Annotated in this window: 16 protein-coding genes and 1 tRNA gene; 7 read left to right on the forward strand and 10 right to left on the reverse strand. The window is 58.1% G+C overall.

What is annotated here, in order from left to right; all coding sequences use genetic code 11:
- The first annotated feature begins 338 nt into the window (after positions 1 to 338).
- Positions 339 to 1,811: a DUF1570 domain-containing protein gene (locus ETAA8_RS12125; protein WP_145088274.1), complete on the forward strand. Its 1,473-nt coding sequence runs from the start codon at positions 339 to 341 to the stop codon at positions 1,809 to 1,811.
- A gap of 17 nt (positions 1,812 to 1,828) precedes the next feature.
- Here ETAA8_RS12125 and ETAA8_RS12130 read toward each other — a convergent pair whose 3' ends face one another.
- Positions 1,829 to 2,158 (reverse strand): hypothetical protein, encoded by a 330-nt coding sequence (locus ETAA8_RS12130; RefSeq protein WP_145088275.1) that lies wholly within the window; start codon positions 2,156 to 2,158, stop codon positions 1,829 to 1,831.
- A gap of 989 nt (positions 2,159 to 3,147) precedes the next feature.
- Between ETAA8_RS12130 and ETAA8_RS12135 the strand changes: the two genes are divergently transcribed.
- On the forward strand, positions 3,148 to 6,558 hold the full coding sequence (locus ETAA8_RS12135) for a PQQ-dependent sugar dehydrogenase (protein ID WP_145088276.1): 3,411 nt from the start codon (positions 3,148 to 3,150) through the stop codon (positions 6,556 to 6,558).
- Positions 6,559 to 6,638: 80 nt separating this feature from the next.
- Here ETAA8_RS12135 and ETAA8_RS12140 read toward each other — a convergent pair.
- Positions 6,639 to 6,711, reverse strand: a tRNA-Lys gene (locus ETAA8_RS12140).
- A 183-nt stretch (positions 6,712 to 6,894) separates the two neighbouring features.
- Between ETAA8_RS12140 and ETAA8_RS12145 the strand changes: the two genes are divergently transcribed.
- A complete protein-coding gene (locus ETAA8_RS12145) occupies positions 6,895 to 7,758 on the forward strand; it encodes an SDR family NAD(P)-dependent oxidoreductase (protein ID WP_145088277.1) in 864 nt (287 codons plus the stop codon).
- A gap of 26 nt (positions 7,759 to 7,784) precedes the next feature.
- Here the strand turns inward: ETAA8_RS12145 and ETAA8_RS34590 are convergent, their stop codons facing one another.
- Positions 7,785 to 7,943, reverse strand: a complete 159-nt coding sequence (locus tag ETAA8_RS34590; RefSeq protein WP_202921782.1) for a hypothetical protein — start codon at positions 7,941 to 7,943, stop codon at positions 7,785 to 7,787.
- Positions 7,944 to 8,903: 960 nt separating this feature from the next.
- Between ETAA8_RS34590 and ETAA8_RS12150 the strand changes: the two genes are divergently transcribed.
- Positions 8,904 to 10,193 carry a hypothetical protein gene (locus ETAA8_RS12150; protein WP_202921783.1) on the forward strand — a complete coding sequence of 430 codons (1,290 nt, stop codon included), beginning with the start codon at positions 8,904 to 8,906 and terminating at the stop codon, positions 10,191 to 10,193.
- A 20-nt stretch (positions 10,194 to 10,213) separates the two neighbouring features.
- Here the strand turns inward: ETAA8_RS12150 and ETAA8_RS12155 are convergent, their stop codons facing one another.
- The 5 genes from ETAA8_RS12155 to ETAA8_RS12175 all read right to left on the reverse strand — a co-directional run bounded on the left by ETAA8_RS12155 (position 10,214) and on the right by ETAA8_RS12175 (position 16,573).
- Positions 10,214 to 11,197 (reverse strand): fatty acid desaturase family protein, encoded by a 984-nt coding sequence (locus tag ETAA8_RS12155; RefSeq protein WP_145088278.1) that lies wholly within the window; start codon positions 11,195 to 11,197, stop codon positions 10,214 to 10,216.
- A gap of 289 nt (positions 11,198 to 11,486) precedes the next feature.
- Positions 11,487 to 12,824: a toxin-antitoxin system YwqK family antitoxin gene (locus ETAA8_RS12160; RefSeq protein WP_145088279.1), complete on the reverse strand. Its 1,338-nt coding sequence runs from the start codon at positions 12,822 to 12,824 to the stop codon at positions 11,487 to 11,489.
- Positions 12,825 to 13,242: 418 nt separating this feature from the next.
- A complete protein-coding gene (locus ETAA8_RS12165) occupies positions 13,243 to 13,569 on the reverse strand; it encodes a DUF6793 family protein (protein WP_145088281.1) in 327 nt (108 codons plus the stop codon).
- Positions 13,570 to 13,911: 342 nt separating this feature from the next.
- Positions 13,912 to 15,168, reverse strand: coding sequence for an outer membrane protein assembly factor BamB family protein (locus ETAA8_RS12170; RefSeq protein WP_145088283.1), 1,257 nt, complete (start codon positions 15,166 to 15,168; stop codon positions 13,912 to 13,914).
- Positions 15,169 to 15,580: 412 nt separating this feature from the next.
- A complete protein-coding gene (locus ETAA8_RS12175; protein WP_145088285.1) occupies positions 15,581 to 16,573 on the reverse strand; it encodes an alpha/beta hydrolase in 993 nt (330 codons plus the stop codon).
- Between the two features lie 225 nt (positions 16,574 to 16,798).
- Between ETAA8_RS12175 and ETAA8_RS12180 the strand changes: the two genes are divergently transcribed.
- Positions 16,799 to 18,094, forward strand: a complete 1,296-nt coding sequence (locus tag ETAA8_RS12180) for an aminopeptidase P N-terminal domain-containing protein (RefSeq protein WP_145088287.1) — start codon at positions 16,799 to 16,801, stop codon at positions 18,092 to 18,094.
- A gap of 33 nt (positions 18,095 to 18,127) precedes the next feature.
- Positions 18,128 to 21,088, forward strand: coding sequence for a PVC-type heme-binding CxxCH protein (locus ETAA8_RS12185; protein ID WP_145088289.1), 2,961 nt, complete (start codon positions 18,128 to 18,130; stop codon positions 21,086 to 21,088).
- 32 nt (positions 21,089 to 21,120) lie between these two features.
- On the opposite strand, the gene ETAA8_RS12190 is transcribed toward ETAA8_RS12185, so the two are convergent.
- Together ETAA8_RS12190 and ETAA8_RS12195 are read right to left on the reverse strand one after the other, a co-directional pair.
- Complete coding sequence (locus ETAA8_RS12190; RefSeq protein WP_145088291.1) at positions 21,121 to 22,050, reverse strand: universal stress protein; 930 nt, start codon at positions 22,048 to 22,050, stop codon at positions 21,121 to 21,123.
- A gap of 82 nt (positions 22,051 to 22,132) precedes the next feature.
- On the reverse strand, positions 22,133 to 23,236 hold the full coding sequence (locus ETAA8_RS12195) for a pyridoxal phosphate-dependent aminotransferase (protein WP_145088293.1): 1,104 nt from the start codon (positions 23,234 to 23,236) through the stop codon (positions 22,133 to 22,135).
- A 240-nt stretch (positions 23,237 to 23,476) separates the two neighbouring features.
- Between ETAA8_RS12195 and ETAA8_RS12200 the strand changes: the two genes are divergently transcribed.
- Positions 23,477 to 23,905, forward strand: coding sequence for a hypothetical protein (locus tag ETAA8_RS12200; RefSeq protein WP_145088295.1), 429 nt, complete (start codon positions 23,477 to 23,479; stop codon positions 23,903 to 23,905).
- Positions 23,906 to 23,979: the final 74 nt, after the last annotated feature.

The raw sequence follows: 23,979 nt of genomic DNA on the forward strand, positions 1-23,979 counted from the left end.
CCGCGGTCGGTGGCGGGCCGGATCGTTTGAATAACAAATGCGGTGGGCGACGGCGAAAAGCAGCACGAATGCGCGGTGCGGGCCGAATGCACCGTCAATCAATCTAACCCCTGGCAGGTTCTGGGGTTTCGTATTTGCTGGCAGGGGTGGCTACCCGAGCTAGCCCCGATTGCCTAACCCCTTCGTAATATAGTACTTAACAGTGAGGTTGCCGGCCAGCGAAATTGGCCGCACTTGCTTTCCGCGGCCACTCCGGATGGCTACGATAGAGATGTCTGGACGGCTGCCATTATTCTCCTCCCGCACTCGATTGGCCTGCTGATCGCAGCTTTTGTGGCATGAAATCCGCTCGAACCAGTACGCAGACCGCCGTCATCGCCGCGGCTTTGGGCCTGTTGGCCAGCTTCGGGTCTGAAGCCGGTTCCGGTTTCTGGTTTGGGGAGGGTGCCCTGTTTTGTGCCGGTTGTGCCGCTGCCGACTGGCCCGCGCCGACCAAAATCCAACCGCGCGAAATGGGGATCGACCTGCCGGGCGGCGCTGTGGTGAAAGGGAAGGGGGAAATCGTCACCACCCTCGATCAGGCTTCGCGGCCGGCGGTGGCCAAGGTTTATGTCACGGTTGGAGACAACGCCATTCTGCTAATGCCCGATGGTCAACTCCTGCCGCGCAAGAAAGGTGAGTTCTCGCCCAGCGATCGTAAATTCGAACCGCTGGACAAGAAAGCGCTCGGCGAGGCTTTGGTTCGCGATGAGTTCGCCGGCTTCAAGATCAAGCCGACCAATCACTACGTATGCATCTACAACACCAGCGAGGAGTTTGCACTCGCGACCAGTCGCATTCTGGAAACGATGCTGCCGGGGGTAATTCTGCACGGCAAGGCCCAGCAAATTGAAGTCAAAGAGCCCACGCTGCCGCTGGTGGTGGTGATGTTTCGTTCGGAGGAAGAGTTCCAGAAGTATCAGCGAATGCCCGCAGGCGTCGTGGCCTATTATCACACGCTCAGCAATCGCGTGTTCATGTATGAGAAGTCGGATTTTGCGCAGCAGCGACCCGATCTGGCCGTACAGCAGGCGTTTGCCACGATAGCGCATGAAGGGGCTCATCAGATTCTGCATAACATCGGCGTGCAGCAACGTTTAAGCCTGTGGCCCATGTGGCTGAGCGAAGGACTGGCCGAGTACTTCGCGCCTACCGCGCCTGGCGAACGGCTCCGCTGGAAAGGTGCCGGGCAGGTGAACGACCTGCGGATGTTCGAACTCGAGCAGTACATCAAGAGTCGAGCCGCCGAAAAGCCCAATGGTCAACTCATCGAACACACGACACAGGCGGCGCGCTTGACCAGCACCGGCTATGCCACGGCGTGGTCTCTAACGCACTATTTGGCAAAGAACAAACGGGTGGAGTTCAACGCCTATGTCAAACGCATGAGCCAATTGGGGCCGTTCGAAGCGACCGGGCCAATCGTCGAGCCCGGACTGGTGCGACAGAATCTGGCGACGTTTCAGTTGCAGTTTGGCGAAGACTTGCCCGAGCAAGAGAATCGCCTGGTGTTGCATTTGAAGAAGCAGAATTACACCGATCCGTTCGCGAATTACGTCCACTTCGTGGCCACGATCAAGGCCCTCGATGGTCGCCGCCCGGTGCGCCAGGTGAATACGTTTCATGCCCCCAATCTCGCCGAAAAGTGGGTGCGAGACGCCGTGCAGCTATTGCCGGCGGGGGCCCGCCCGAGTGCTGAAACTTCGGTACGGGCGTTCCCAAATCGACCCACCGCCGAGGCCTGGGCTCGGCAGTGGGTCGGTGGCAAATAATTCCCAAAAGGCTGGGGCTAACTGGCTGCAGCGCCCGTCGTCATCTCGAGTTCCAGGTCGTTAATCAGCCAGTGGGCTTCGCGTTCGGGCAGTTCGACGATGATCGGCATGCGGCGCGAAATGCGGTCGAGATCGATGATCTGCTTGACGACCAGATACCGCCCGCCGGTGACGCGGACCAGCATCGTCAGATACTGCTGAATCGGCTGGCCACTAAAATCGGTCTGAATGCGGTTCGATGGGCCCCAGGCTTCGCACAGGCGGGTTGGCATGCCGAGTTGCGTCTGCATGTGATTCAGGGCGGCCGCCACCATGTCGGGAGTGCGCGATGGATGTAATTGAATCATTCTTGAGTTCCTCTCTCGTTCAGTTCGTTGGCGATTTTGTGTTTGGGCAGACTGTGTTTGGGCAGAAAACGTGGGGGCTGATCTAAAATCAGCTTGCCAGGCGAGAAAAGTGCCAGCGCGAGATTGCCGGAAAGTTCACTAGCGAACGTGAAGGGAGCCCAGAGAGCAGCCCGAGTGCGCATGAATGACCAGCTCGACGGCTGACACTTCATCGCGGGCTGATTTAGATCAACTGCACGCCGGAACACTGGTGGCGTGCCGAATCGCACAAGTAAGACAGGACCAACCCATTAGGGATGAGCCTGGGAGAGGGGAGGGCGGCGGGTTGCCAATAAATGACTTCGGTCCAGTCACTTTCGACCCGCAACGTACTGCTGGAATTCAACTCAGTCGGAGCATCCGGATAAACCGTCCGGAACTCATCCGCCGGCAACTGATCAGAGTGCCGTTCCTCGGCTTCGACCGAGCAGTCAAACAGTCGGATCGTCGAAACCGTAGCAGACTGCCGCGAGCAGCTGGTCTCTTGCTGGATTGACTCGGCGGATTTCGCAGTTGGGCAAGTTGCCAGAATGCTCAACAGCAACAGGCCAGCGGAAAGAAAAGCAGGCGACCAGCAGCGAGAGCGCTGGTTGAGGAGGCGGCAAAATGCACCGTCCGCGGGCATAAACGCAGTCTGCAAAGACTTCCTGATGGGGCGCAAGCGACTGAGGTATTGTGATAATCCAAACGAACGGTTTCGTCAAACACTCCCCGTTAGAAATATCTCGCCGCCCGGGGTCACGGCAGGGAAAAGCGAAAATTCACGCGTCTTTTTCTGCATCGCGCACGTCCGCTGGTGGTCAATTGAAACCACCACCCACTCGAACTATAGTGCCCTTCTTGATTTGACGACGGTTGAGTTGTTGTTCTTCTGTTTGGCTCGCTGTTCTCCACGCCGGCCAGCTTTCGCCCTCCATTCGTAGCTATTAAGTCCGGCGAGGAGCCGCTCGATGCCTTTGCGCCCATTTCGCTTGCTCGGCAGCAATAAGCCCCGCACTTCCCGCCCGCTGCGCGTGGAGCAACTCGAGTCTCGTCATCTCCTGAGTACTCTGCCCGTTGGTTTTCAAGAAGACTTTGTCGCCGGCGGACTCTACGAACCGACTTCGGTGACCGTCGCGCCCGACGGCCGCATCTTCGTCACCGAGAAACCGAACGGCGTGCGGATTATCGACCACGGTCACCTGCTGCCGACTCCGTTTGTCTCGCTCGACGTCGAATCGGGTGGCGAACGGGGCGTGGAAGGTCTCGTCTTCGATCCGAATTTCGCCCAGAACCGATTTGTTTACATATATTACACGCATGCCACCCCGACCGGCTCGTTCGACCGCCTCAGCCGGTTCACCGCCAGCAGCATCAATCCGAACGTCGCCGAAGTTGGGAGCGAAGTTGTTCTGCTCGACGGCATTCGCACCGCCGAACCGGGCTTTCACAACGGCGGTGTGATGAAGTTCGCCCCCGACGGCATGTTGTTCTTGGGAATTGGCGATGTCGGCGACCTGTCGCTGCCGCAAGATCTTTCCAAGCTGCAAGGGAAGATACTGCGACTCAACGTGGCCGCATATCCGAACATGATTCCCAGCGATAACCCGTTTGTGAATACACCCGGCGCGCGGGGTGAAATCTGGGCCTACGGTTTTCGCAATCCGTTTACGGGTGACCTGGTTCCCGGCACCGATCGACTGATTATGGGAGACGTCGGCAGCGACAACTGGGAGGAAATCAACGAAGTCGAAAAAGGGAAGAACTACGGCTGGCCATTAGCAGAAGGGATGAGTGACGACCCGCGGTTCACCAATCCGCTCCATTTTTATCCGCACGATAACGGCATGGGGGCAGCGGTTGTGGGTGGCGCGGTTTACGCCGGAACGAATTTTCCCGAGGACTATGTCGGCAAGTACTTTTTTGCCGACTATGTGCGCGGCTTTATCAAGACACTCGACCTGACCACACGCGAGGTCGAAACGTTTACGCCCGACGCCTTCATTCCCGTCGATGTCGCGAATGCCCCGGACGGTTCCATCTATTGGCTCTCGCTCGGCTTAGGCTCCGCCGCGAACGGCTCCTTGTATCGCATTCACTATGTGGGCGGCAATCGAGTGCCGCTGGCGGTGGCCACTGCCAATCGAACCAACGGCCTGTCGCCGTTGACGGTGCAATTCGACGGCACAGCCAGTAGTGACCCAGACGGAGATACCCTCGTTTCGTACAACTGGGATTTTGGTGACGGCCAAACCGGCAGCGGGGCCACGGCCACGCATACCTACAGCACCAACGGCGTGTATACGGTTCAACTAACCGTGAGCGATGGGGAGGCAAGCAGCCAGTCGCAACCGCTGACGATTACGGTCGGGAATGAAGCGCCCACGCCGACAATTGACTTCCCTCTGGCCAATTCCACTTACAGCGCTGGAGACATCATCAGCTTTAGTGGTTCGGCCACCGATCCGCAGGACGGAACTTTGCCGCCGAGCGCGCTGACATGGAGTGTCGAGTTTCATCACAATACGCACTTCCACCCGGGGATCGTTGTGGCGGGCAGCGCCAGTGGAAGTTACCCCGTTTCGCTATTGGGAGAAGTGGATGCCGATCAGTGGTATCGAATTCTGCTCACCGCCACCGATGCTGGCGGGCTAAGGTCGACGACCTATCGGGATGTGTTCCCCGTTACTTCGACGTTCGCTGTCGCCACGAATCCTCCCGGCGGGACGATCCTGCTCGATAGCCAGCCCATCGGTGCGGGAGAAACCGTGACCGGCGTCGTGAATATGACCCGCTTCCTGGCGGCACCGCCGACGCAGTTGATCGGTGGGCGAATGTATAAGTTCGTCAGTTGGTCCGATGGCGGCGCAGCTGAGCATGAGATTGCCACGCCCGCTGTCCCCACGACTTACACGGCGCAGTATCAATTGATGCCTTTGGGTGCGACCTATACGGGCCCCATTCCCACCGAAGTGATCAATAATCAGACGATCAAATACTCCCTGACGATTACCAATGCCGGCACGCAAACATGGAGTGCGACGGGTACCAATCGCGTTCGCCTCGGCGTTTATTTCGACGGTACGAGCGACGCTGCGGGAGCTTGGAGCAAGGATCCGATTCGTTTCTCGTTGCCGCGGAATGTCGCGCCGGGACAGTCCGTCACCATTGCCGTGACGATCAAAGTCCCCGCGACAGCTGGCGATTTTGTCCTGCGCAATCGACTTGTGAAGGAAGGATCGACGCCGACCTGGTTCGAAACTCTGCGCAAGACGGACGTCGCCGTGCAGACGCTCAACGCCACCTACGCGGGCGATGTACCAACGTTCTGGCATACGAAGCAGAATCAGGAATACCAACTGACGGTCACCAACACCGGTACGGCTACTTGGAATCACTTGGGTGCAGATCGCGTTCGTCTTGGCGTCTATTTTGGTGGGACAAGCGACGCCCCCGGCACTGGTACCAGTCAGCCGTTGCGATTTGAATTGCCCCACGCTGTGGCCCCCGGTGAATCGGCCACCATCACCGTCACGCTCGCGGGACCCGCGACCGCCGGCAATTTCACGTTGCGGCATCGCCTGGAAAAAATGACGGTCGCCTGGTTTGACGACATCCTGCGGACGAGCGTCAGTGCCCAGATTTTTGCCGTTACCTACAGTGCCAGTCCGCCCAAGATTTGGATTGTCGGCGAATCGAAGACCTACACGATCAAGCTCACCAACACGGGCACCAGTACTTGGAACGCCACGGGTGACAAGCCGGTGCTCTTGGGTGTTTACTTCGGTGGTACCAACGACAATGCTCCATTGACCGAAGAGCCACAGCGTTTCTATCTGCCTAAGAACGTGGCCCGCGGTCAAACGGTCACGCTGACGATTACAGTGCAAGCCCCTGAGACTGGCGGCAACTTGGTGTTGCGCCACCGCCTGGTAAAAGAAGACGTGAACTGGAGCACTTCGATGCTCAAGACGAGCGTTGCCGTGCAAACACTCGCGGCCTCGTACGTGGGGACGGTGCCGACCGCCTGGACGGCCGGTGAAACGAAGTCCTTTGTTCTAACGGTCAAGAATACCGGCACTGCATCCTGGAACTTAACCGGCACGAACCCCGTCCTGCTGGGCATCTATTTTGGTGGCGCCAACGACGATCCTGACCTTAACGATGAACCCACGCGCGCGGCACTTTCCACCGGCAAGCTGAGCCCCAGTGGAGCAAAAGTGGGGACGGTGATCGCCCCCGGCCAGGCGGTGAAGTTGACCATAACCATCACTGCGCCCCTCACGCCCGGCCAATACGTGCTCCGGCACCGCATGGTCAAAGAGAACGTGAGCTGGTTCGACACAATGCTACGGACCGACGTGACGGTAGCTGCGCCGTAACAAAAAGCACCCTCAAGCCAAAGAAAAACCCGCCCCGGTCGGCAAACTTGTTTGCCAACCGGGACGGGTAAAGGCTTCAATGAGACCGGCGGGACTCGAACCCGCGACCCCAGCATTAAAAGTGCCGTGCTCTACCAACTGAGCTACGGTCTCAACCCTGCCCTTCATTTTCGCAGCCGGCGATGCTTGGAGGTAACGAAGCACCTTTGGACCCGCCGGGCGAAGTTTCTGATTGTAGGCAGCTGAGGCGAATTTGCCCAGCGGTGGCCAGCCCCAAAATCGTACCCAAAAATCGTAGGAGAAAGGGAGTTTACGTCCCGCACCAATTCGCAAAGAATGGCTACTGCTCAAATCCTCTTAACCAATGCCGACGGATCGGTCCCCCGCTTATTTTTCCTCGATTGTCCCCCAGCAATGACCGAACCGTCGACCCCTCCGCGCTTTGCCGGAAAAGTAGCCATAATCACCGGCACCAGCGACCGTGGCATCGGCGGAGCGACCGCTCTGCGGATGGCGGACGAAGGGGCCTCCCTCGTCATGGTCTCGCGCCATCTTCCCGAGCGTCTGCTCAAGCGTCTGGAGAAGACCACCGCGCCCCACGTCCACATGCTGGCCGATATTACGATTCCCGAAGACGTTGAGAAGATCGTCGCGACCTGCCGCGAAAAGTTCGGTAAGCTCGATATTCTCATCAACAATGCGGGGATCGAAGTTGCTTCGCGACTTGTCGATTCCAGCGAAGCAGAATGGCGAAATCTGCTCGATGTGAATTTGAACGGCTCGATTGCCCTGACCAAAGCGGCCTTGCCACAGCTGTCGCAACCTGGCGGCGTGATCGTCAATGTTGCCTCGGCACTTGGCCTGGCGGGGTGCGCAGGTTTTAGTGTGTACAGCGCGAGCAAAGCGGGGCTGATCGGCTTTACGCAGTCGCTGGCTTGGGAAGTTGCCAAGCAGGGAATTCGTGTGGTCGCAGTTGCCCCCGGCCTGGTAGTGACCCCCATGGTGCAGAAGCACACCTCCAAGCTGACTCACGAAACCTGGGCGCAACTAGAAGCCTGCCATCCGCTGGGCGTCGGGCGAGCCGCGGACGTGGCTGCTGCGATTACCTTTCTCGCTTCCGAAGATGCCCGCTGGATCACCGGCATCACCCTGCCGCTGGGCTTCGCCCATCAATATCCGCTGCCAGTCATGGGCGAGTAGCGGGCGGATCAAGCAGCTAGCGATCCTTACTGCCCTCTCTTCAGAGTAACCGCCACGCAGAATGCGACGATCAGCAAGCAGACGATTAGTCCGCAGCCGATGCTCGTTCGGCGGCCGTCGGGACTCGAATCAGCTTCGTAAGCGCTGACGAAAATGGTGATGAGAAATTCGAACACCTCAAACATGAGTGTACTTCGCGCGGCACGCTCAAAAATTGCGCCAGTGAAACACGGGCGAACAAAAATTCGAAGTGCACTTCAGCATGGAATCGCCCAAGGTTGCAGCCTTAGGATCGCATCGTCGCGCAAAATTACTTGACAAGTATTCAGTAGTTGTAGATAAAGTAAGTGTCTGTTTTGCCGGCTGACGGAAGGAGCGCGCATGCGCTTATGGAAGGGGTCTCGTGGACGCGAGGAACCGTTTCTTGGCGTCACTTGGAATTCGTCAACGGCGACAGGGTGTGCGGCTGAGGTTTATCAACAAAGAGGATGATTTCAACTTCAGAAAGTTTGGCGCAATTCGTTGCCGAGGAACGTCTTGAGTGTGCTGCACGCAAAAGGGGGGTGTTGATTAATCGGGGGTCGGGAGATGTTCATGCCAGCACTTTTCAGTTGCTCAAGTAGCGGTGGACAGACGTTTCAGGAAACCCGAAGCGTCAGCGAGGAGAGTGCTTCTGCCGGCACGGCAGTGTGGTCCCAGTCAGGCCATTCGCTTTGCCCAGTAGCGAATCTCTAGGAGGTTGGTTCGAACGATTTTGGGATGAATCTCGGTTCGGTGCCACCGTCTCGCTCTCCTCGCTCACGCTTCGGGTTTCCTAAAACCGTGCAGGCGTGAACAAATACGGAATCAGGAAACTGGAAATCAGGCGCGATGCGGGTTTTGCTGGGGAATTTGCGAGTGGAAGACGTTTTGCCGATGTGGAATAACGGAAATTTCCGGAAATCGGAAATTGAAGAAAAACGTAAGTCGCACGGGAAATTTCCGAATGAAGTGCAGTTTGCGAACGTGGAATAATGGAAATTTCCGAATGGTGGTGGGCCACATTGCAGGGGTGGACTTGAAAGTGGATGTTGACATCCAATTATGAGGCCGGTAGGTTGAAATCGTTCCAGGCGGAGAGGGGGATTCCGTGCGATGAGGCTGCTATGCCAACGAGATTGATTGCTGTGACGATGAATGTGCTGGCGCTGGCGGCGCTCTGGTGCGCGGTCAGTTACGCGCGTGCGCAGGAATATGAACGAGAGCCCATTGAATACGGCAAACGCGAACCGGCGAACCAGGTGAGTCGCCTGGCGGCGGAAGTGCAGGGGGGGAAGCGGAAGTTGAAGTTTGACGAGAAGTTCGGCTACCTGCCGGACCTGCTGCGGGCTTTGGAAGTGCCGCAGTCGTCGCAGATGCTGGTCTTCTCGAAGACCAGTTTGCAGCGAAATCGAATCACGCCACGAACGCCGCGGGCAATTTACTTCAACGACGATGTGTACGTGGGCTATTGCCACGAGGGGGATGCGATCGAGGTCTCGGTCGCCGATCCGCAATTGGGAGCGGTGTTTTATACGCTCGATCAAACGCCTGAAGCGCGCCCGGTGTTGGTGCGGCAGCAAGAGCAATGTTTGATCTGTCATGGATCGCCGAACACGCGGAACATTCCTGGGCATGTTGTGCGGTCGGTGTATAGCGATGCCGGTGGCTTGCCAATTTTGGCCTCGGGGACTTTTCGCATCGATCACACCAGCCCGCTCAAGCAGCGATGGGGCGGCTGGTACGTGACGGGCACACACGGCGAACAAACGCACCTCGGAAACTTGATAGTGCGCGGTCAGTCGCGACCTGAAGAAGTGGATAATGCGGCCGGCCACAATGTGACGGAGTTGAAGGATCGATTCGACACCGATAATTACCTCACGCCTCACAGCGACCTGATCGCCCTGATGGTGCTCGAGCATCAGGCCGATTGTCACAACTACATCACGCAGGCGAATTTCACCACGCAGCAGGCCCTTTATTTCGACCGCGCGCTGAAACGCGATTTGAAAGAGGAGTCGCCCGAACTGCGCGATAGCACTAAGAGCCGGATCAAGAGTGGCTGCGAACCACTGGTCGAGTATCTGCTGTTCAGTGAAGAAGCACCGCTAACGCATGCGCTTAAAGGTACGACCTCATTTGCGGATGAATTTGAGAAACAGGGGCCGCGCGACAAGCAGGGGCGTTCGCTCCGCGACTTCGATTTGTCGCGGCGGATGTTCAAGTATCCGTGCAGCTACCTGATCTATTCGCCCAGCTTTGCGGCCTTGCCGGCCGAAGCGAAGAAGTACGTTTATCGCCGATTGAACGAAGTGCTGAGTGGCGAGGATCCAAGCGAGAAGTTCGCCCACTTAACGGCGGCCGATCGGCGGGCGGTTCTCGAAATCCTGAAAGAAACGCACCCCGATTTTTAGCGACGTTTTTTGTGTTGTATTTAAGTCTGATGTCCGGTCGTCACCATGTCGGTGTTGGTACCCGCTTCGCCCAGTTGGATCTCGTCGGTCGTCAGATCGTTCGAGATGCCCGGGGGCGGATCGAAGGCGGCGCGGCCGACTTGCTGTGTGCCGAAGGCGGGCCAGAACAATGAGACAAAAAAGTTGTTGAACCAATAGAGGAGCACATTCCGCTGCTGCAGTCGGACGTCGATTTGGTGAGCGATCTTGCGGTGCTCCTGCGGGGTCTTGCTCCAATGCAAACCGGGCTGGTTGTGGTGGACGGTGTGATAGCCGTTATTGAAAAGGAGAAAGTTGATGATCGGGCCGACGAAGTTGCGGGAGTGATTGTGCGCGGACCAAGGGTCGGTGTGCACGTGCTGCTCGTAGTTGAAGAACATGATGGTCCAGACCGACGAGAGGGCAGGGAGGCCCACACCTAAGAGCCATAAGACCGTGCCGCGGCGCAGGCCGTGCAACATGACTCCCGTTAACCAAACCGCAAACCAGATGCTGAGCCATACGGTGTATTGCCATTGAACGCGACGGAAGAGCTTGGAGTTGGTGGCTTTGGCTTTCGCCAGAAAGGCCTTGATTTGCGCGGTCTGATGATAACTGGATACGAAGAAATAGCTGGCGGCAACCCACAGGTTGTGACGGTCGGTGTGTCGCCACGTGATGGTAGCATCGCCCGCGCGGTTCACATGTTTGTGATGATTGAGGTTGTGAGTCGGCACCCAAACGAAGGTCGGGTAGCCATAAAAGAAGGTTAGTACATGACCTAAAATGCCATTGCTGCGTTTGCTCGCGAACATGGGGCAATGGTTGTGATTGTGGGCGATGACGCCAGCGCAAATGGCAAAGTAGATATTGATTGGAAAGAGAAAGAAGACGAGGTACGAATGGGAGTACTCGAGAATCAAGATGCCGATTGCCAGGGTTAACCAAAGGAGCGCGCGATAATCGGCAGCGTAGCGTGGCAACAAGCGATAGCCCCTCCCTGTGCAAAAAATCTTTAAGAACACTTCGATTCTAGAGATCGCCAGGTAGAACTGTAAGGAGCAAAATGACTCGCGGCGACCGTATTTGGCAAATGGTCTGACACCGCAATTCAGCTATCAACGCAAAAAGGCCCACGAACTCTGGTGAGAATTCGTGGGCCTGGCACTGCGAGGGGGTATCGCGGTCCGGAGTTTATTTTCGGAGAAGCCACGTTGCCGAGTCGAACTCGTGAGCAGCCCTCTCCCGGATGGGAGAGGGAGACATGAGCAACGCTTAGCGGCGAATGTTGTCTTCGGGATCGGGCAGCGGGGCAGGAATATTGGCGACCTTGGTAGCCGTCATATCGCTGCGCTGAGCGAGCTTGCCGGTTTCTTTCCACCACGACCACTTGCCCACTGGCACGCCATCGCGGTAGTCACCGGCAATCTGCTTGATGCCGTTTTGGTGCCACCAGGTCCAGGTGCCGTCTTGCTTACCATCGACGTACGTGCCTTCCATCTGCTTTTGGCCGTTGGAGTAGTACCAACTGGCTTTGCCGACGGGCAGGTTGTAACGGAACTCGCCTTGGCGAGCGAGTTGTCCGTTCGCGTGCCAGATGCGGAACGAACCGAACTTCTCGTCCTGGCCACGAATTTCGAACACGGCCAGCGTGGCAGCGTGGAAGTCGTCGGTGGTCTTCACCACCAGTGGAGCGTGGAGGTAGAAGATCTCCGACCGCTTGTGTTCGGCATCGTAGTAGTCGACCTTCGGCGCCAGCTTGCGGCCGTGGGTGAATGTCTCTTTGCCGAGGAGCGAGGCATCGGTGCCCCACTTCATAACATCGCCATGGACGCGTCCATGATCGTAGGCGGCTTGCGAGAGGAGCGTGCCGTTAGGATAGAACCAGGCAGCTTTGCCGTGGCGATTGCCGTTGGCAAAGTCGATCTCGCTGATCTTCCGCTGCTTGGCATCGGAGATGGTCCACTTGCCGTGCAGCTGGCCGTCGACGAACGAGGCCTGCGAAGTGAACGGTGCTTGAAAGTCTTTGTAGGGAGCAGTGGCAAGCAGGGCTGCATCGCCGCCGCGATAGTAGCGCTTCCAAGTGCCGACGGCTTGACCCTGCTCGTGTGTACCTTCGCACACGATCTGGCCACGTTCGTCGTACTGGCGATAGACACCATGCAGCACGAAGTTACCGTCGCGGTCCTGGGCCATTTCGCGTTCGGCCTTGATGGTGCCGTTGGCAAAGCGTTCCTTGACCAGTTCGGTGACGATGTCATCGTCATCGCTCTTGGCGGCGGGCGTCGGCTCGGTGGCCTGTTCGGTGGGAGCGTTCGGGCTTTCGTCAGTGATGCGAACCTTCGACAGCCGGCTGCTGGGAGGTGCTGCGAGCGGCGGAGCGAGTTCGACGGCCTGCAAGGGCTCGGCGACTACTTCGGCCTGGGCCGGAGTCGGTTCGCCGGCGACCGGTTCCGCTTCGGGGGGCACAGCCGAGATTGGTTCGGCAGCAATCGGCTCGGCCGAGGGTACCGGAACGGGGATGATGTCTTCGGCCACAATCGGCTGAATCATCCAGCCGGCGGCGAGGCACAGGGATAGCGAGACTCGCATCCAGGGCGACGTGACTTTCATGAGGCACTCCTTTGCCAAGTATCCGACGGCGGGACTGACCAGTCTGGGGTCAGCTTGCAAATCGGCAGAACGTGATGAGATAAGGCAGGGGAGGCGGTCGCTGAGAGACGACTGGGTCTCTGCGAAATACTGCCCCGGCAGGGTAGGCTTGCGTTGCACTCTCGGGATAAGCCCGAGAACCCATACTGCCGTTTTCGACGGTCTCTGTAGAAAGATGCAGAGTTTTGCGACTTACCGTCAGACGCGGAACCACTCGGAGAGACTACGTGGCCGGCAAAGTTTAACAGGCCGTTGCTAGCGGCAGGCCGGAGCGAACCTGATTGCGTCGTTCCGGCCAGGCAGCGCGTAGTTCAGGCCGGAACTACGCAGCGGTCGTTCGCGGCCTGAGTCAAGAAGGCCTGAATCGAGAAGTGTGGCCTTACCAGCCCATGACCATGTTCGACTCAATGACTTTACGGGCGTGTTCCAGGTCGGTGCCTGTTTCGTGCATGTACAGGCGGATGGCATGTACCTTGTCGCCGGACGACTTGCTGAGGCAGTCGCGGGCGGTCGAGCAGACGTCGACTCGCTTGGTGGTCAGGCCGAGGGCACCCTTGGAAATAACCCAGGTATCGCGTGGCCGCTTAGTGAGGCGAATGACTTTATCACCTGGGTAGGCCTCGTGGACGACGCCGCCCGCAGCGGTTTCGTCAGCGGCCCAGGTGATGATGATGTGAGCGTCCGTTTCAATCTCAAACAGTGGCATGACAATCTCCTTCCCTAAACTAGAAACGCCGGGAAGTGTCGCTCTGTTGGCTCGAGCGAGCCAGGCAGAGTCAGGCACCCAAATGCAGGCCGATGACAGGCCTTCGAATCGGCCGCTGACGCGACCCCACAGCGGGATTACGGCAGCTAACCGCAATTCTACCACATTGCTTCTGCCAAGGTTCCCCCATGGGCGATTGGATTTCAAGCCCTCACGGGGAAAAAAGGGGCGAAGCGGGCAGAGGGTGGAAGGGATTAAGCGAGGAAGGGTCGAAGAAAAAATGCATCGAATTGAATTCTTCGCCCCACTCTTCATCCCGTTCTCCCTTTAACCCTTTCCTCCCTACTTCAGCCCCACACAATACAACGCCTCGTTCGACCTGAGCAGCAGTTTGCCATCGACGGCGACAGGACTGGCATTGAAGACGCTGCTGTCGAGCGAGCGATTATGGGCGACGAGTTCGAACTGCGGCTTGGCCGCCACGACATACACGCCATTGTTGCGGCTGACGTAATAGATCTTGTCGCCAGCCAGCAGTCCGGAGGCGTAAATCAGGTCCGGGCGAGGTTCGAGTCGTTGCTCGTACAGAACTTCGCCGGTCTTCGCATCGGCACAATAGGCCACGCCGCGGCTTTCGTGCGTCCAGTACAAATGCCCCTCATGAAACACGGGCGAACAGACATTCGAGCCCCGCTTCATTTCCCACAGCACCGGCACATCGCCGCGTCCGCCAGCTTTCACGGCCACACCCATGCCCGACCGGGCACCAATCGCATAGATGATGCCGTCGTGGGCAATCACACTGGGGCAGACGTAATCCTGAATGCCCGGTGCCCGCCAGAGTGGCTTGCCATTCTCGGGATCGTACCCCTGCAGTTCACCCTCACTGCTCAAGACGAGTTCCACTTTGTTATTGGGTGCTTTGACCAGAATGGGCGAATTCCAGGCCGCGCGCACGCCCCGCTGAGTCCAGGCAATACTTCCCGTTTTCTTATTGATTCCTACCAGCGCACCACTCTCGACGCTCGCGTTCACAATGACCGTGTTTTTGTACAGCACGGGCGAAGTCCCCGAACCCCAGCTGTGCGTCTTGTCACCGACCTTGCAGCCCCAGCGAGGCTTGCCATTGAGCCCCAAGCAGCCCACACCCGATTTGCCAAAGAAGACATACAGTGCATCGCTGTCGCAGGCGGGTGTGCTGGAGGCATAGCCGTGCAACGCTTGAAAGCCTTGAAAACTCTCTTCTGGCACCAGGGCTTTGGCCGCGAAGGTCCACTCCTCCTTGCCGGTTTTCAGATCGAAGCAGAGGACTTGCCGCTGCAGGGCCGATTGATCGCCCGGGTTGTTTTCGTCTTCGCCATAGCCCGAGTAACTGGTGAGATAGATCTTGCCGCCGACGACCACCGGACTGCTGCTCCCTGGGCCCGGCAGTTTGGCTTGCCAGAGCAGGTTCTGGCTATTGCTCCAAGTGGTCGGCAAGTTCGCTGTTGTCGCCACACCATCCTGCAAGATGCCGCGGAACTGCGGCCAGTCTTCGGCCACCGCTGGCAGTGCCAGAAAACAAACCAGCACGCTCCAAGTCCAAAAATAAGTCTTCATGTGGCCTCACGGGGGATAGGCATTTCAGTCTGGCACCAATCTTACATGCCGCTGGAGTATCCCGCCTGCTGGTCCGTCAATTTGAATGCCTGCTCCACGGCGAGCCCGGCTACCTCCCACCTATGGTCACGAGTTGCCCGGACCTTTCACGCCCGCCGAAATTATCTCAGGCATTCCGCTCGCTGCGAAGAGTTGCGCACCACTTGCGCCTCGGGTGCTCACGAAGAGTGAGATTCGAGAACACCTAAAGGTTGATTTTCACTCGCGTTTTTCAACACCATCGCCTGCCGCACGCGGGAAATACCGCAGCAGGTGTTGATAAACGCCCGAGGTTTATCAACACCCCCCTGTTGCGGTCAGCACATTTGCTTGTGACGTAAGTCAGCTAAATTATCTCCACTTGAATCGCCGGCTATTTCTTTTCAACGGGCTTCTTTCCGTCGGCCTTCTTGGCTGGGACAGCCATCGGCGCAGCTTCGATCGCTTCGCTCGATACTTCCACATCCTTGCCAAGCAAATGCTTATCGAGGAATGTTTTCACCCGTTCCTCGACCTTGGGGCCGCCAATGCCGTGGCCGCCGCCGGTGATTTTCACGAAGGTCGACTTGGTGCCGGCCTTTTGTTGGGCACTGTGAAGTATTTCGGCCTGGCGAATGTCGACCGTCCGGTCGTCGGTCCCATGCAGAATGAGGAACGGCGGGTCATCAGCGGAAACATGGGTTACGGGTGACGCTTCCTTAGCGACGTCTTCCTTCGTGGTAATTGGTCCCCCCAGCAACTTGTAAACGGGGCCCGAGGGATCGTTCAACTTGGGATTGTCTTTGTTGATGGCGAGAAAATCGCTCGGGCCGCAGAAATCGACCACGCAACTCACGCGGCTCGAGTTATCTGGCGAGCCATTCTTCCCTTCGAGTTCTTTCACATCGCCGCTGGTGCCCAGCATGCTGACCAGGTGACCACCAGCCGATGAACCCATGACGCCAATCTTATCGGGATCAACTCCCAGCGTCTTGGCATTCGCCCGAATCCAGCGGACTGCCGCTTTGCAGTCGTGAATCTGACCGGGCCAGGCGGTTTCGTCGGTCAAGCGATAGCCAACCGTCACCCCCACGTAATCACCGCTCGCCACGAGGTTCGTCAAGCGAAAGTGACCGCTGCTCTTGTTGCCATTTTGCCAGCCGCCGCCATGAATCCAGACCACGCAGGGGCGCGGCTTCTCACTGGCTTCTTTCGGCTTGATGACGTCCAGCTTCAAACTACGGTCGCCAGCCTTGCCGTATTCCACATCGGTTTGCACATCGACTTTCTCTCTCGCTGCCGCCGGCGAAAGCCTTTGAGCAAACGTTGCGGAAGAAGTTAACAATGCGAGGGCAAACACCAGCAACAGCGTGCGAAGCGGGCTCATCGAAAGAACTCCGGGCGCGAAAGACTTCGCGCAGTGAAGAAATAGGCAACTCGTTCCACGGCAAGATGTGTCTGCCGTCGCGATTATTGTGGTCCGTCGCCGCGGCTGCCGCAATCATCGGCCGCTGCCTCACTTTGCCCTGTCACTCCTTCTCCCGCAGTCGAGATTTTGGCTACGATGGTGCCAAACTTATTACCGACGATGAAGCTCCGAGGAGTGCAGGGAATGCGTCACGATCCGATTGAAGCCGAACTGTTTACAGAAAATCGCGCCAGGCTGAGCGCCAAGCTCCCCCCCAAGTCGCTGGCGGTGGTCCAGGCCAATGATGTGCTCCCCACCAATGCCGACGGCCATTTCGTCATGCACCCCAACTCGGACTTGTTCTATCTGAGTGGCATCGAGCAAGAACAGAGCATTCTGCTGATCGCCCCGGATGCCGATGATGAAAAATGGCGCGAGATTCTCTTCATCCGCGAGCCCAACGAACTCCTCAAGACCTGGGAGGGGCACAAGCACTCGAAGGAAGAGGCAACGAAGCTCAGCGGCGTGAAGAACGTGAAATGGTTAAGTGAGTTTCGCGGCATCTTTCACAAACTGATGTGCGAGTTGGAGCACGTCTACTTAAACACCAATGAGCACAAAGCCGCTTCGCTGGAAGTCGCCAGCCGCGATCAGCGCTTTGTGCAAGATTGCCGAGCCAAGTATCCGCTGCATGACTACAGGCGACTCGCTCCGCTCATGCATCAGCTGCGAGTGGTGAAGTCGCCGCCGGAACTCGAGCTGCTGCGCAAGGCGGTCGACATCACCCGAGCTGGCTTTTTGCGCGTGTTGTCGTTCACCAAGCCGGGCGTGAACGAATGCGAAGTGGAAGCCGAGTTTGCCCACGAGTTCATCCGCCAGCGCGGCAAGTTCGCTTATCCGCCGATCATCGCAGCCGGCAAGAACTCCTGCATCTTGCACTACAACTCGAACGACCTTCCTTGCGAATCCGGCGATTTGCTGCTGCTCGATGTGGCCGCCGCGTACGCCAACTACAACGCCGACCTGACTCGCACCATTCCCATCAGCGGCCGTTTCACTCCCCGCCAGCGCGAAGTCTACGATGCGGTGCTGCGGGTCATGCGCGCCAGCATCAAGGGAGCGGTGGTGGGGAAGAAGCATCGCGACTGGCAGCGAGAATCGCAGCTGCACATGAACGAGGAACTTCTCAAGCTCAGTTTGATTACCGAGGAAGACATCAAGAAGCAAACAGAGGACGAGTTGGCGTGTCGCAAGTACTTCATGCACGGGCTGGGCCATCCGCTGGGCCTCGACGTGCACGACGTCGGTCACACCACCGAAGCGTTCGCCCCGGGCTGGGTTCTGACCGTCGAGCCGGGGATTTATATTCCCGACGAAGGTTTTGGAGTGCGGCTCGAAAATGATATCGTGGTCACTGACGACGGCCCCCTCGACCTGATGGCCACCACGCCCGTGGAAGCCGAAGAGATCGAGCATCTGATGGCTTCCCGGCACAACTGATCTTCACCACACTCACCCACTCGAGTTTTCATCATGCAGCGAATCACTTTCGTTCTCCTCCTCATCGCACTCTCGCTGACGCAATCGTTGGCCGAAGATACCTCTGCGCCGGTGCCCACCAAAGTGGCTGCTTCGCGCATGAAAGTGCCCGAGGGCTTTCACGTGTCGTTGTTCGCGGGGGAGCCCGACATCGTTCAGCCCATTGCCTTCACCTTCGACGACCGCGGTCGGCTGTGGGTCGTGGAGTGCCTGTCGTATCCGCAATGGTCGAAGACAGGGGAGGGGAGAGACCGCGTTACGATTCTGGAAGATCGCGACGGCGACGGCACGTTCGACGAGAAGACCATTTTCTATGACAAGGGAGTGAATCTGTCGGGTATTGAGTGGGGCTATGGTGGCGTCTGGCTGACCGCAGTGCCGAACCTGATCTTCATTCCCGATCGCAATGGCGACGATAAGCCCGATGGCGAGCCGGTCGTTGTGCTGAACGGCTTCGATCTGGCGGCGAAGCACAACGTGGTGAATGGCCTGGCCTGGGGCCCGGATGGTTACTTGTATGGCCTCAATGGCATTCTCTCGAACTCGCGCGTTGGTCGCCCCGGACAGCCCGATGCAGAGCGCAAGCCGATTAACTGCGGTGTGTGGCGAGTCGATCCAAAGACTCACGAATTCGAACCGTTCGCCTATGGCACGACTAACCCCTGGGGACTCGATTGGAACGAACACGGCCAGCTGTTCATTACCAATTGTGTAATCAAGCACTTGTTCCATGTCGTGCAAGGGGGGCACTACGAACGGATGTTCGGGCAGGATCTGAGCCCGCGGTCGTATGGGCTGATTCAAAGTTGTGCCGATCACCTTCACTGGGGTGGCGGGCATTGGACCAGTTCGCGCGGCGGGCAGGGGATTCACAACGATGCCGGTGGCGGCCACGCTCACAGCGGTTGTTTGATTTATCAAGGCGACGCCTGGCCCGAAGCCTATCGCAATCGCGTTTATGCCTGCAACATCCACGGCGCGCGCGTGAACCAGGATCGTCTCGAACCTCACGGCAGCGGCTATGTCGCCAAGCATGAGCCCGACTTCTTGCATGCCGGCGATCCGTGGTTTCGCGGCTTGGCTGTCAAGCAAGGGCCCGATGGCAGTGTTTATATGACCGATTGGTGCGATACGGGCGAATGTCACGACTACATCGAATGCGATCACTCGAATGGTCGCATCTACAAAATCACGCACGGCACTGCCAAGGCTAAGTCGCCAGCACTGCAAACCAATCAGCTCGAACTCGCGAAGCAGGCACTGAGCAAGAACGAATGGCTGGCGCGGCATGCTCGGCGGCGACTGCAAGAAATGGCTGCGACCGACGAACTCGATAAGGTTGTCGTGCGCGAAGCGCTCATCACCGAGTTAGTTACCGGAGAAAACGAGCATGGCAAACTGCGGGCGCTCTGGGCGCTGCAAGCGACTCGGCAGATCATCGATGCCGATCTTCGCGGCGCGATGCGCGACGAAAACGCCTACGTAAGAACTTGGGCCGTCACACTCGCCGTTGATTCGCCCAAGGCCAAAAACCCGCACCTCGACATGTTGCTGCGATTGGCAGCCGAGGATCGTGCGCCGCAAGTGCGTCTGGCATTAGCGTCAGCGCTGCAACGATTGACGGCGAAGGAACGACTGCCGCTGGCAACGCGACTCGTCGCGCACGAGGAAGATGCCGGTGACCACCACATTCCGCTGATGCTCTGGTATGGCATCGAGCCGATTGCCGGCGAGATGCCCGCTGAAATGTACAAACTGCTCGCCGAGTGTCGCATTCCGCTCGTGCGGCAACATCTGGTGCGCCGCTTGCTCGAAGAAGATCCCGGCGACCAGCGTTTGGCAACTCTGATCGAAACGCTTGGCAATGTCCGCGATGCCCAGGTGCAACTTGATCTGCAGCGTGGCATTCTGCTGGCCCTCGAGGGCCGCCGCAGTGTGCCGATGCCCATGACCTGGCCCGCAGTCTTCGAAACCCTCAGCGATAGTCGCACTGTGGATGTACAAGATCACGCCGTGGCGCTGGCCGTGAAGTTTGACGATGCTGCCGTCATCGCCAAGTTGAAAAAGCAACTCGTCGATATGGGGCAGGACTTGGGCACCCGTCAGCAGGCCCTGGCTTTGATTCTCACAAAGCTTCCGGTCGAATTGCCGGTGACGCTGCACGGCTTGCTGCGCGAGCCGGCGATTCGCGCTCAAGCGATCAAAGCGCTCGCGGCTTACAACCACCCGGGCACGCCGGCGGAACTTGTCAATCTTTATGGTTCGCTGACAGAAGCGGAACGAGCTGATGTCGTGCAGACGCTGGCCTCGCGCCCCGCCTATGCCGTCGCGCTCCTCTCTGCGGTTCAAGAGAAGAAACTGCCGCGGACCGACATCACCGCTGGTGTTCTTCGCCAACTGCAGGCTTTGAACCATAAAGACGTTGCCGCGAAGCTCGAAGCAATCTGGGGGACGATTCGTCCAGCTGCCGAAGACAAGAAAGAACTCGCGGCCAAATACAAGTCGCTATTGACGACGGAAACACTCGCGACTGCCAACGCCTCACATGGTCGCGCCATCTTTGCCAAGAACTGTGCCAGCTGTCATAAGCTGTTCGACGAAGGTGGGAAGATGGGTCCGGATCTGACCGGTTCGCAGCGGACGAATCTCGACTACGTCCTTGAAAACGCCCTCGATCCCAGTGCGGTCGTGCCGCGCGATTACCAGGTGACGACCTTTCTGCTCGACAACGGCCGCGTGGTGCAAGGGATCGTCCTCCGCGAAACCGCCGTCGCCGTGACCGCGCAAACGCCCAACGAAGTCCTGACCATTCCCGTCAGCACCATCGAAGAGCGCAAGCTTTCAAAGCTTTCGATGATGCCCGAAGGAATCTTTCAGCGACTGAGCGACAACGACGTTCGTGACCTGGTCGCTTACCTTGCCAGTTCCAGGCAAGTCCCGCTGCCCATGCAATAAAAAGCGAGAAAGGGTGGCTGAACTAACTTCGCCTAACTCACCGGGCTCACAAAATCGTCGGGTTTGATCGCCAGGATGGAAGTCTTGAGTTGGGGCAGCACTTCTTCGGCGGTGTTGCCGAGCAGCGCGCCGGCGATTCCTTGGCGGGCGACGGTTCCCATGACGACAAGGTCGAAATTGTGCGTGTTGGCGAACGCCGGGATGTGTGTGTTGGGCAGGCCGCGAACCAAATTCAGGTGCAACTCAGCCGGCTTCTCGGCAAGGGTGGCTGCGAGTGCCTGTAGGCCTTCTTCCCCCAGCTTGCGCGTGGCCTCTTCAATATCTTTGAACTCCGCGGCCGACATGTAATCTTTTACTAGCCCTTCGCCATAAATGGCCCAGCAGTGCATGGCAGTCAAACTTGCCCCCAGCTTGACGGCCAGGTGAGCGGCAGCAGCCATGATTTTTTGATTGAGGGCAATGTGCTTCTGATCTTCGGCAGCAGCATCGAGGGCGACGAGGATCTTCTTGGGCGACGTGTTGGCCTCTTGCTGCGAGACGAGCAGCACCGAGCTCGGACATTTGCGCAGTAGTTCCCACGCAGTATCGCCGATGCCACCAGCGCGGCGGCTATGCGGGCCCTTGGCTTGCAGAATCACGAGGTCGTGTTTGCCAGCCAGCACCTCCTTGATGACCGCGGTGCCGGTTTTTCCTTCGGCAACCACCGGCGCTACCGGTCGCCCGCGCTTTACGGCTTGTTCGCCCGCCAGCATGCTAAGGGCCGATTCTTTTTGCGACTTTAATTGCCGGCGAATTTCGTCGGCCTTGCCACCGAGCATCTTCCAAGTCCACCCTTGATCGGGCAGCACGTCGATCAGCGTGATCGTGGCTGTAGGCTCCGCCAAAGCGATCGCCAGATCGATCTCTGGCAGGGCAGGGTGGAGGGCATCGATGAGAGCCAGTGGTTTTTGATAAGCGGGCATGGGAGTGGATTCGTGGAGAGAAAGTAGACTCAATTGATCGCAGTCCTCAACATACCAAATTGCAGTGAAGATTGCGGGCGAGTTAACTACGGGCTAGCCGCTGCAGCACTTCTACTCCGCGAGCGAGCGTAGCTTCTGATGCGGCGTAGCTGATGCGGAAGTGGCTGTCGCGACCGCTGAAGATATTGCCGGGAATGATGAGCAGTTGATTCTCGATGGCCTTGGCGACGAACTGTGCGCCACTGGCGATGGGCGCTTTGGGAAAGACGTAGAAAGCGCCGCCGGGAACGGTCAGTTCGTACATGTCTTTCAGCCCGTTCACCACGAAGTCGCGCTTCTGCTTGTAGGCCGTGACGTGCGCGCTCATGTCGACGTCCATCGCCACCGCGCCGGCCCATTGCACGGGCTGCGGGGCGCAGACGAACGTGTACTGCTGCAGCTTGACCATCGTGTCGATCACTTCGGCCGGTCCGTGGACGAAGCCGAGCCGCCAGCCGGTCATGCCATGGCTCTTGCTGAAGCCGTCGATTACCAGCGTGTTGGGGTTGTACTTGGCCGGCGAAACGAAAGGCTGGTCGTAGCAAAAGCTGCGATAGATCTCGTCGCTCAACAAGCAGATGTTCCGCTCGGCAGCCAGTTCGGCCAGCCCGCGAACTTCCTCCTCGCTGGCGATCACTCCCGTCGGATTGGCCGGGCTGTTGAGCAGAATCAGTTTGGTCCGGGGTGTGATGGCGGCCTTTACCTTGGCCAGATCGATGCGGAAGTCGGGGTAGGTATCGATGATGACTGGTTTGCCGCCGGCCAGTTGCGTTAGCGAGGTGTACATCACGAAGTAAGGATCGAAGACGATCACTTCGTCACCCGGATTGATTAACGACCACATCGCCAGGGCCAGGCCGCCGCTGGTGCCGCTAGAAACAAAAACCTTGCGGTCAGCGTGACCATATTCGGCATCGATCCGCTGCTGCAACTTATCGCGCAGGACCGGCATGCCTTGGGTCAGAGCGTAGGCGTTCTTGCCTTTCTTGATCGCATCAATGCAGGCTTCTTTGATCGGCTCGGGCACATCGAAGTCGGGCTGCCCGATCGAGAGATTGATCGGATCCTTCATCTTCGCGGCTAATTCAAAAACTTTGCGAATACCGCTGCTATCAAACGCGCGGGTCCGATCGGCAATCCAAGACATGGCAACCTGCGTGGCTTAGAGAAGACAGGGCCCACAATTGAACCCTAATTCATAGGGAGCCAGCGGGCCGGGAGTTGCGGAAAGAACCAAGTAGTATCCAGCGATTCTCCATTTTCGGCAAGCCGGGGGACTGAAAACTGTGAATTTGCGCTGAATGGCTGGTTTTGGAAGAGTATTTGCATCGCTACAATCACCCCATCTTCGCACCCTTAACATGTCTCATGTGACAAGGAGAAGACCATGTTTTGCAATCTGAACTTCATTTCGACGATCCTGCTTGCTGGCTTCACCGCCGCCATCGCAGCTGGTCAACAACCAGCCAGCGATGATCCGTTCGCTCCTGCGCCGACAGTGCCGACGACTAATCAACCCGCTCCAGCGAATCCTGACGATCCTTTTGCCCCGACTCCTAAACCAGCACTGCCGCCTGTTGTTCCAGCGCCAGGTCCAGGCATTGTTCCGCCACCTCAACCGCGCGTTCAGCCTGTTCCAACACCGCAACCGGCGAACCCCGCCCCGGTCAACCCCGATGCCGAGGGTGCCAACGACGGTAACGGAGTGATCGTTGCTTCGCCGGGACGTTTCGCACCCTGGGGCAACACCAAGGGGACCTGGGTTCCCTTTTATTACAACAAACAGTGGCACCTCTATCGCAGCTGGTGCCAATAACCGCTCTGCCAGCCGTCGAGGTGACGGCTGGAGTTTTTGCTTGAGGGGCCAGGCAGGGTGCCTGGCCAGAAGTT

This window comes from Anatilimnocola aggregata (assembly GCF_007747655.1).
Lineage (GTDB): Bacteria > Planctomycetota > Planctomycetia > Pirellulales > Pirellulaceae > Anatilimnocola > Anatilimnocola aggregata.

Bases quoted from the DNA above. Each gene is read 5' to 3' on its own strand.
- ETAA8_RS12195 (WP_145088293.1), bottom strand. From the start codon at position 23,236: ATGTCTTGGATTGCCGATCGGACCCGCGCGTTTGATAGCAGCGGTATT.
- ETAA8_RS12125 (WP_145088274.1), top strand. From the start codon at position 339: ATGAAATCCGCTCGAACCAGTACGCAGACCGCCGTCATCGCCGCGGCT.
- ETAA8_RS12170 (WP_145088283.1), bottom strand. From the start codon at position 15,168: ATGAAGACTTATTTTTGGACTTGGAGCGTGCTGGTTTGTTTTCTGGCA.
- ETAA8_RS12185 (WP_145088289.1), top strand. From the start codon at position 18,128: ATGCAGCGAATCACTTTCGTTCTCCTCCTCATCGCACTCTCGCTGACG.
- ETAA8_RS12165 (WP_145088281.1), bottom strand. From the start codon at position 13,569: ATGCCACTGTTTGAGATTGAAACGGACGCTCACATCATCATCACCTGG.
- ETAA8_RS12190 (WP_145088291.1), bottom strand. From the start codon at position 22,050: ATGCCCGCTTATCAAAAACCACTGGCTCTCATCGATGCCCTCCACCCT.
- ETAA8_RS12135 (WP_145088276.1), top strand. From the start codon at position 3,148: ATGCCTTTGCGCCCATTTCGCTTGCTCGGCAGCAATAAGCCCCGCACT.
- ETAA8_RS12175 (WP_145088285.1), bottom strand. From the start codon at position 16,573: ATGAGCCCGCTTCGCACGCTGTTGCTGGTGTTTGCCCTCGCATTGTTA.
- ETAA8_RS12130 (WP_145088275.1), bottom strand. From the start codon at position 2,158: ATGATTCAATTACATCCATCGCGCACTCCCGACATGGTGGCGGCCGCC.
- ETAA8_RS12150 (WP_202921783.1), top strand. From the start codon at position 8,904: ATGCCAACGAGATTGATTGCTGTGACGATGAATGTGCTGGCGCTGGCG.
- ETAA8_RS12180 (WP_145088287.1), top strand. From the start codon at position 16,799: ATGCGTCACGATCCGATTGAAGCCGAACTGTTTACAGAAAATCGCGCC.
- ETAA8_RS12145 (WP_145088277.1), top strand. From the start codon at position 6,895: ATGGCTACTGCTCAAATCCTCTTAACCAATGCCGACGGATCGGTCCCC.
- ETAA8_RS34590 (WP_202921782.1), bottom strand. From the start codon at position 7,943: ATGTTTGAGGTGTTCGAATTTCTCATCACCATTTTCGTCAGCGCTTAC.
- ETAA8_RS12200 (WP_145088295.1), top strand. From the start codon at position 23,477: ATGTTTTGCAATCTGAACTTCATTTCGACGATCCTGCTTGCTGGCTTC.
- ETAA8_RS12160 (WP_145088279.1), bottom strand. From the start codon at position 12,824: ATGAAAGTCACGTCGCCCTGGATGCGAGTCTCGCTATCCCTGTGCCTC.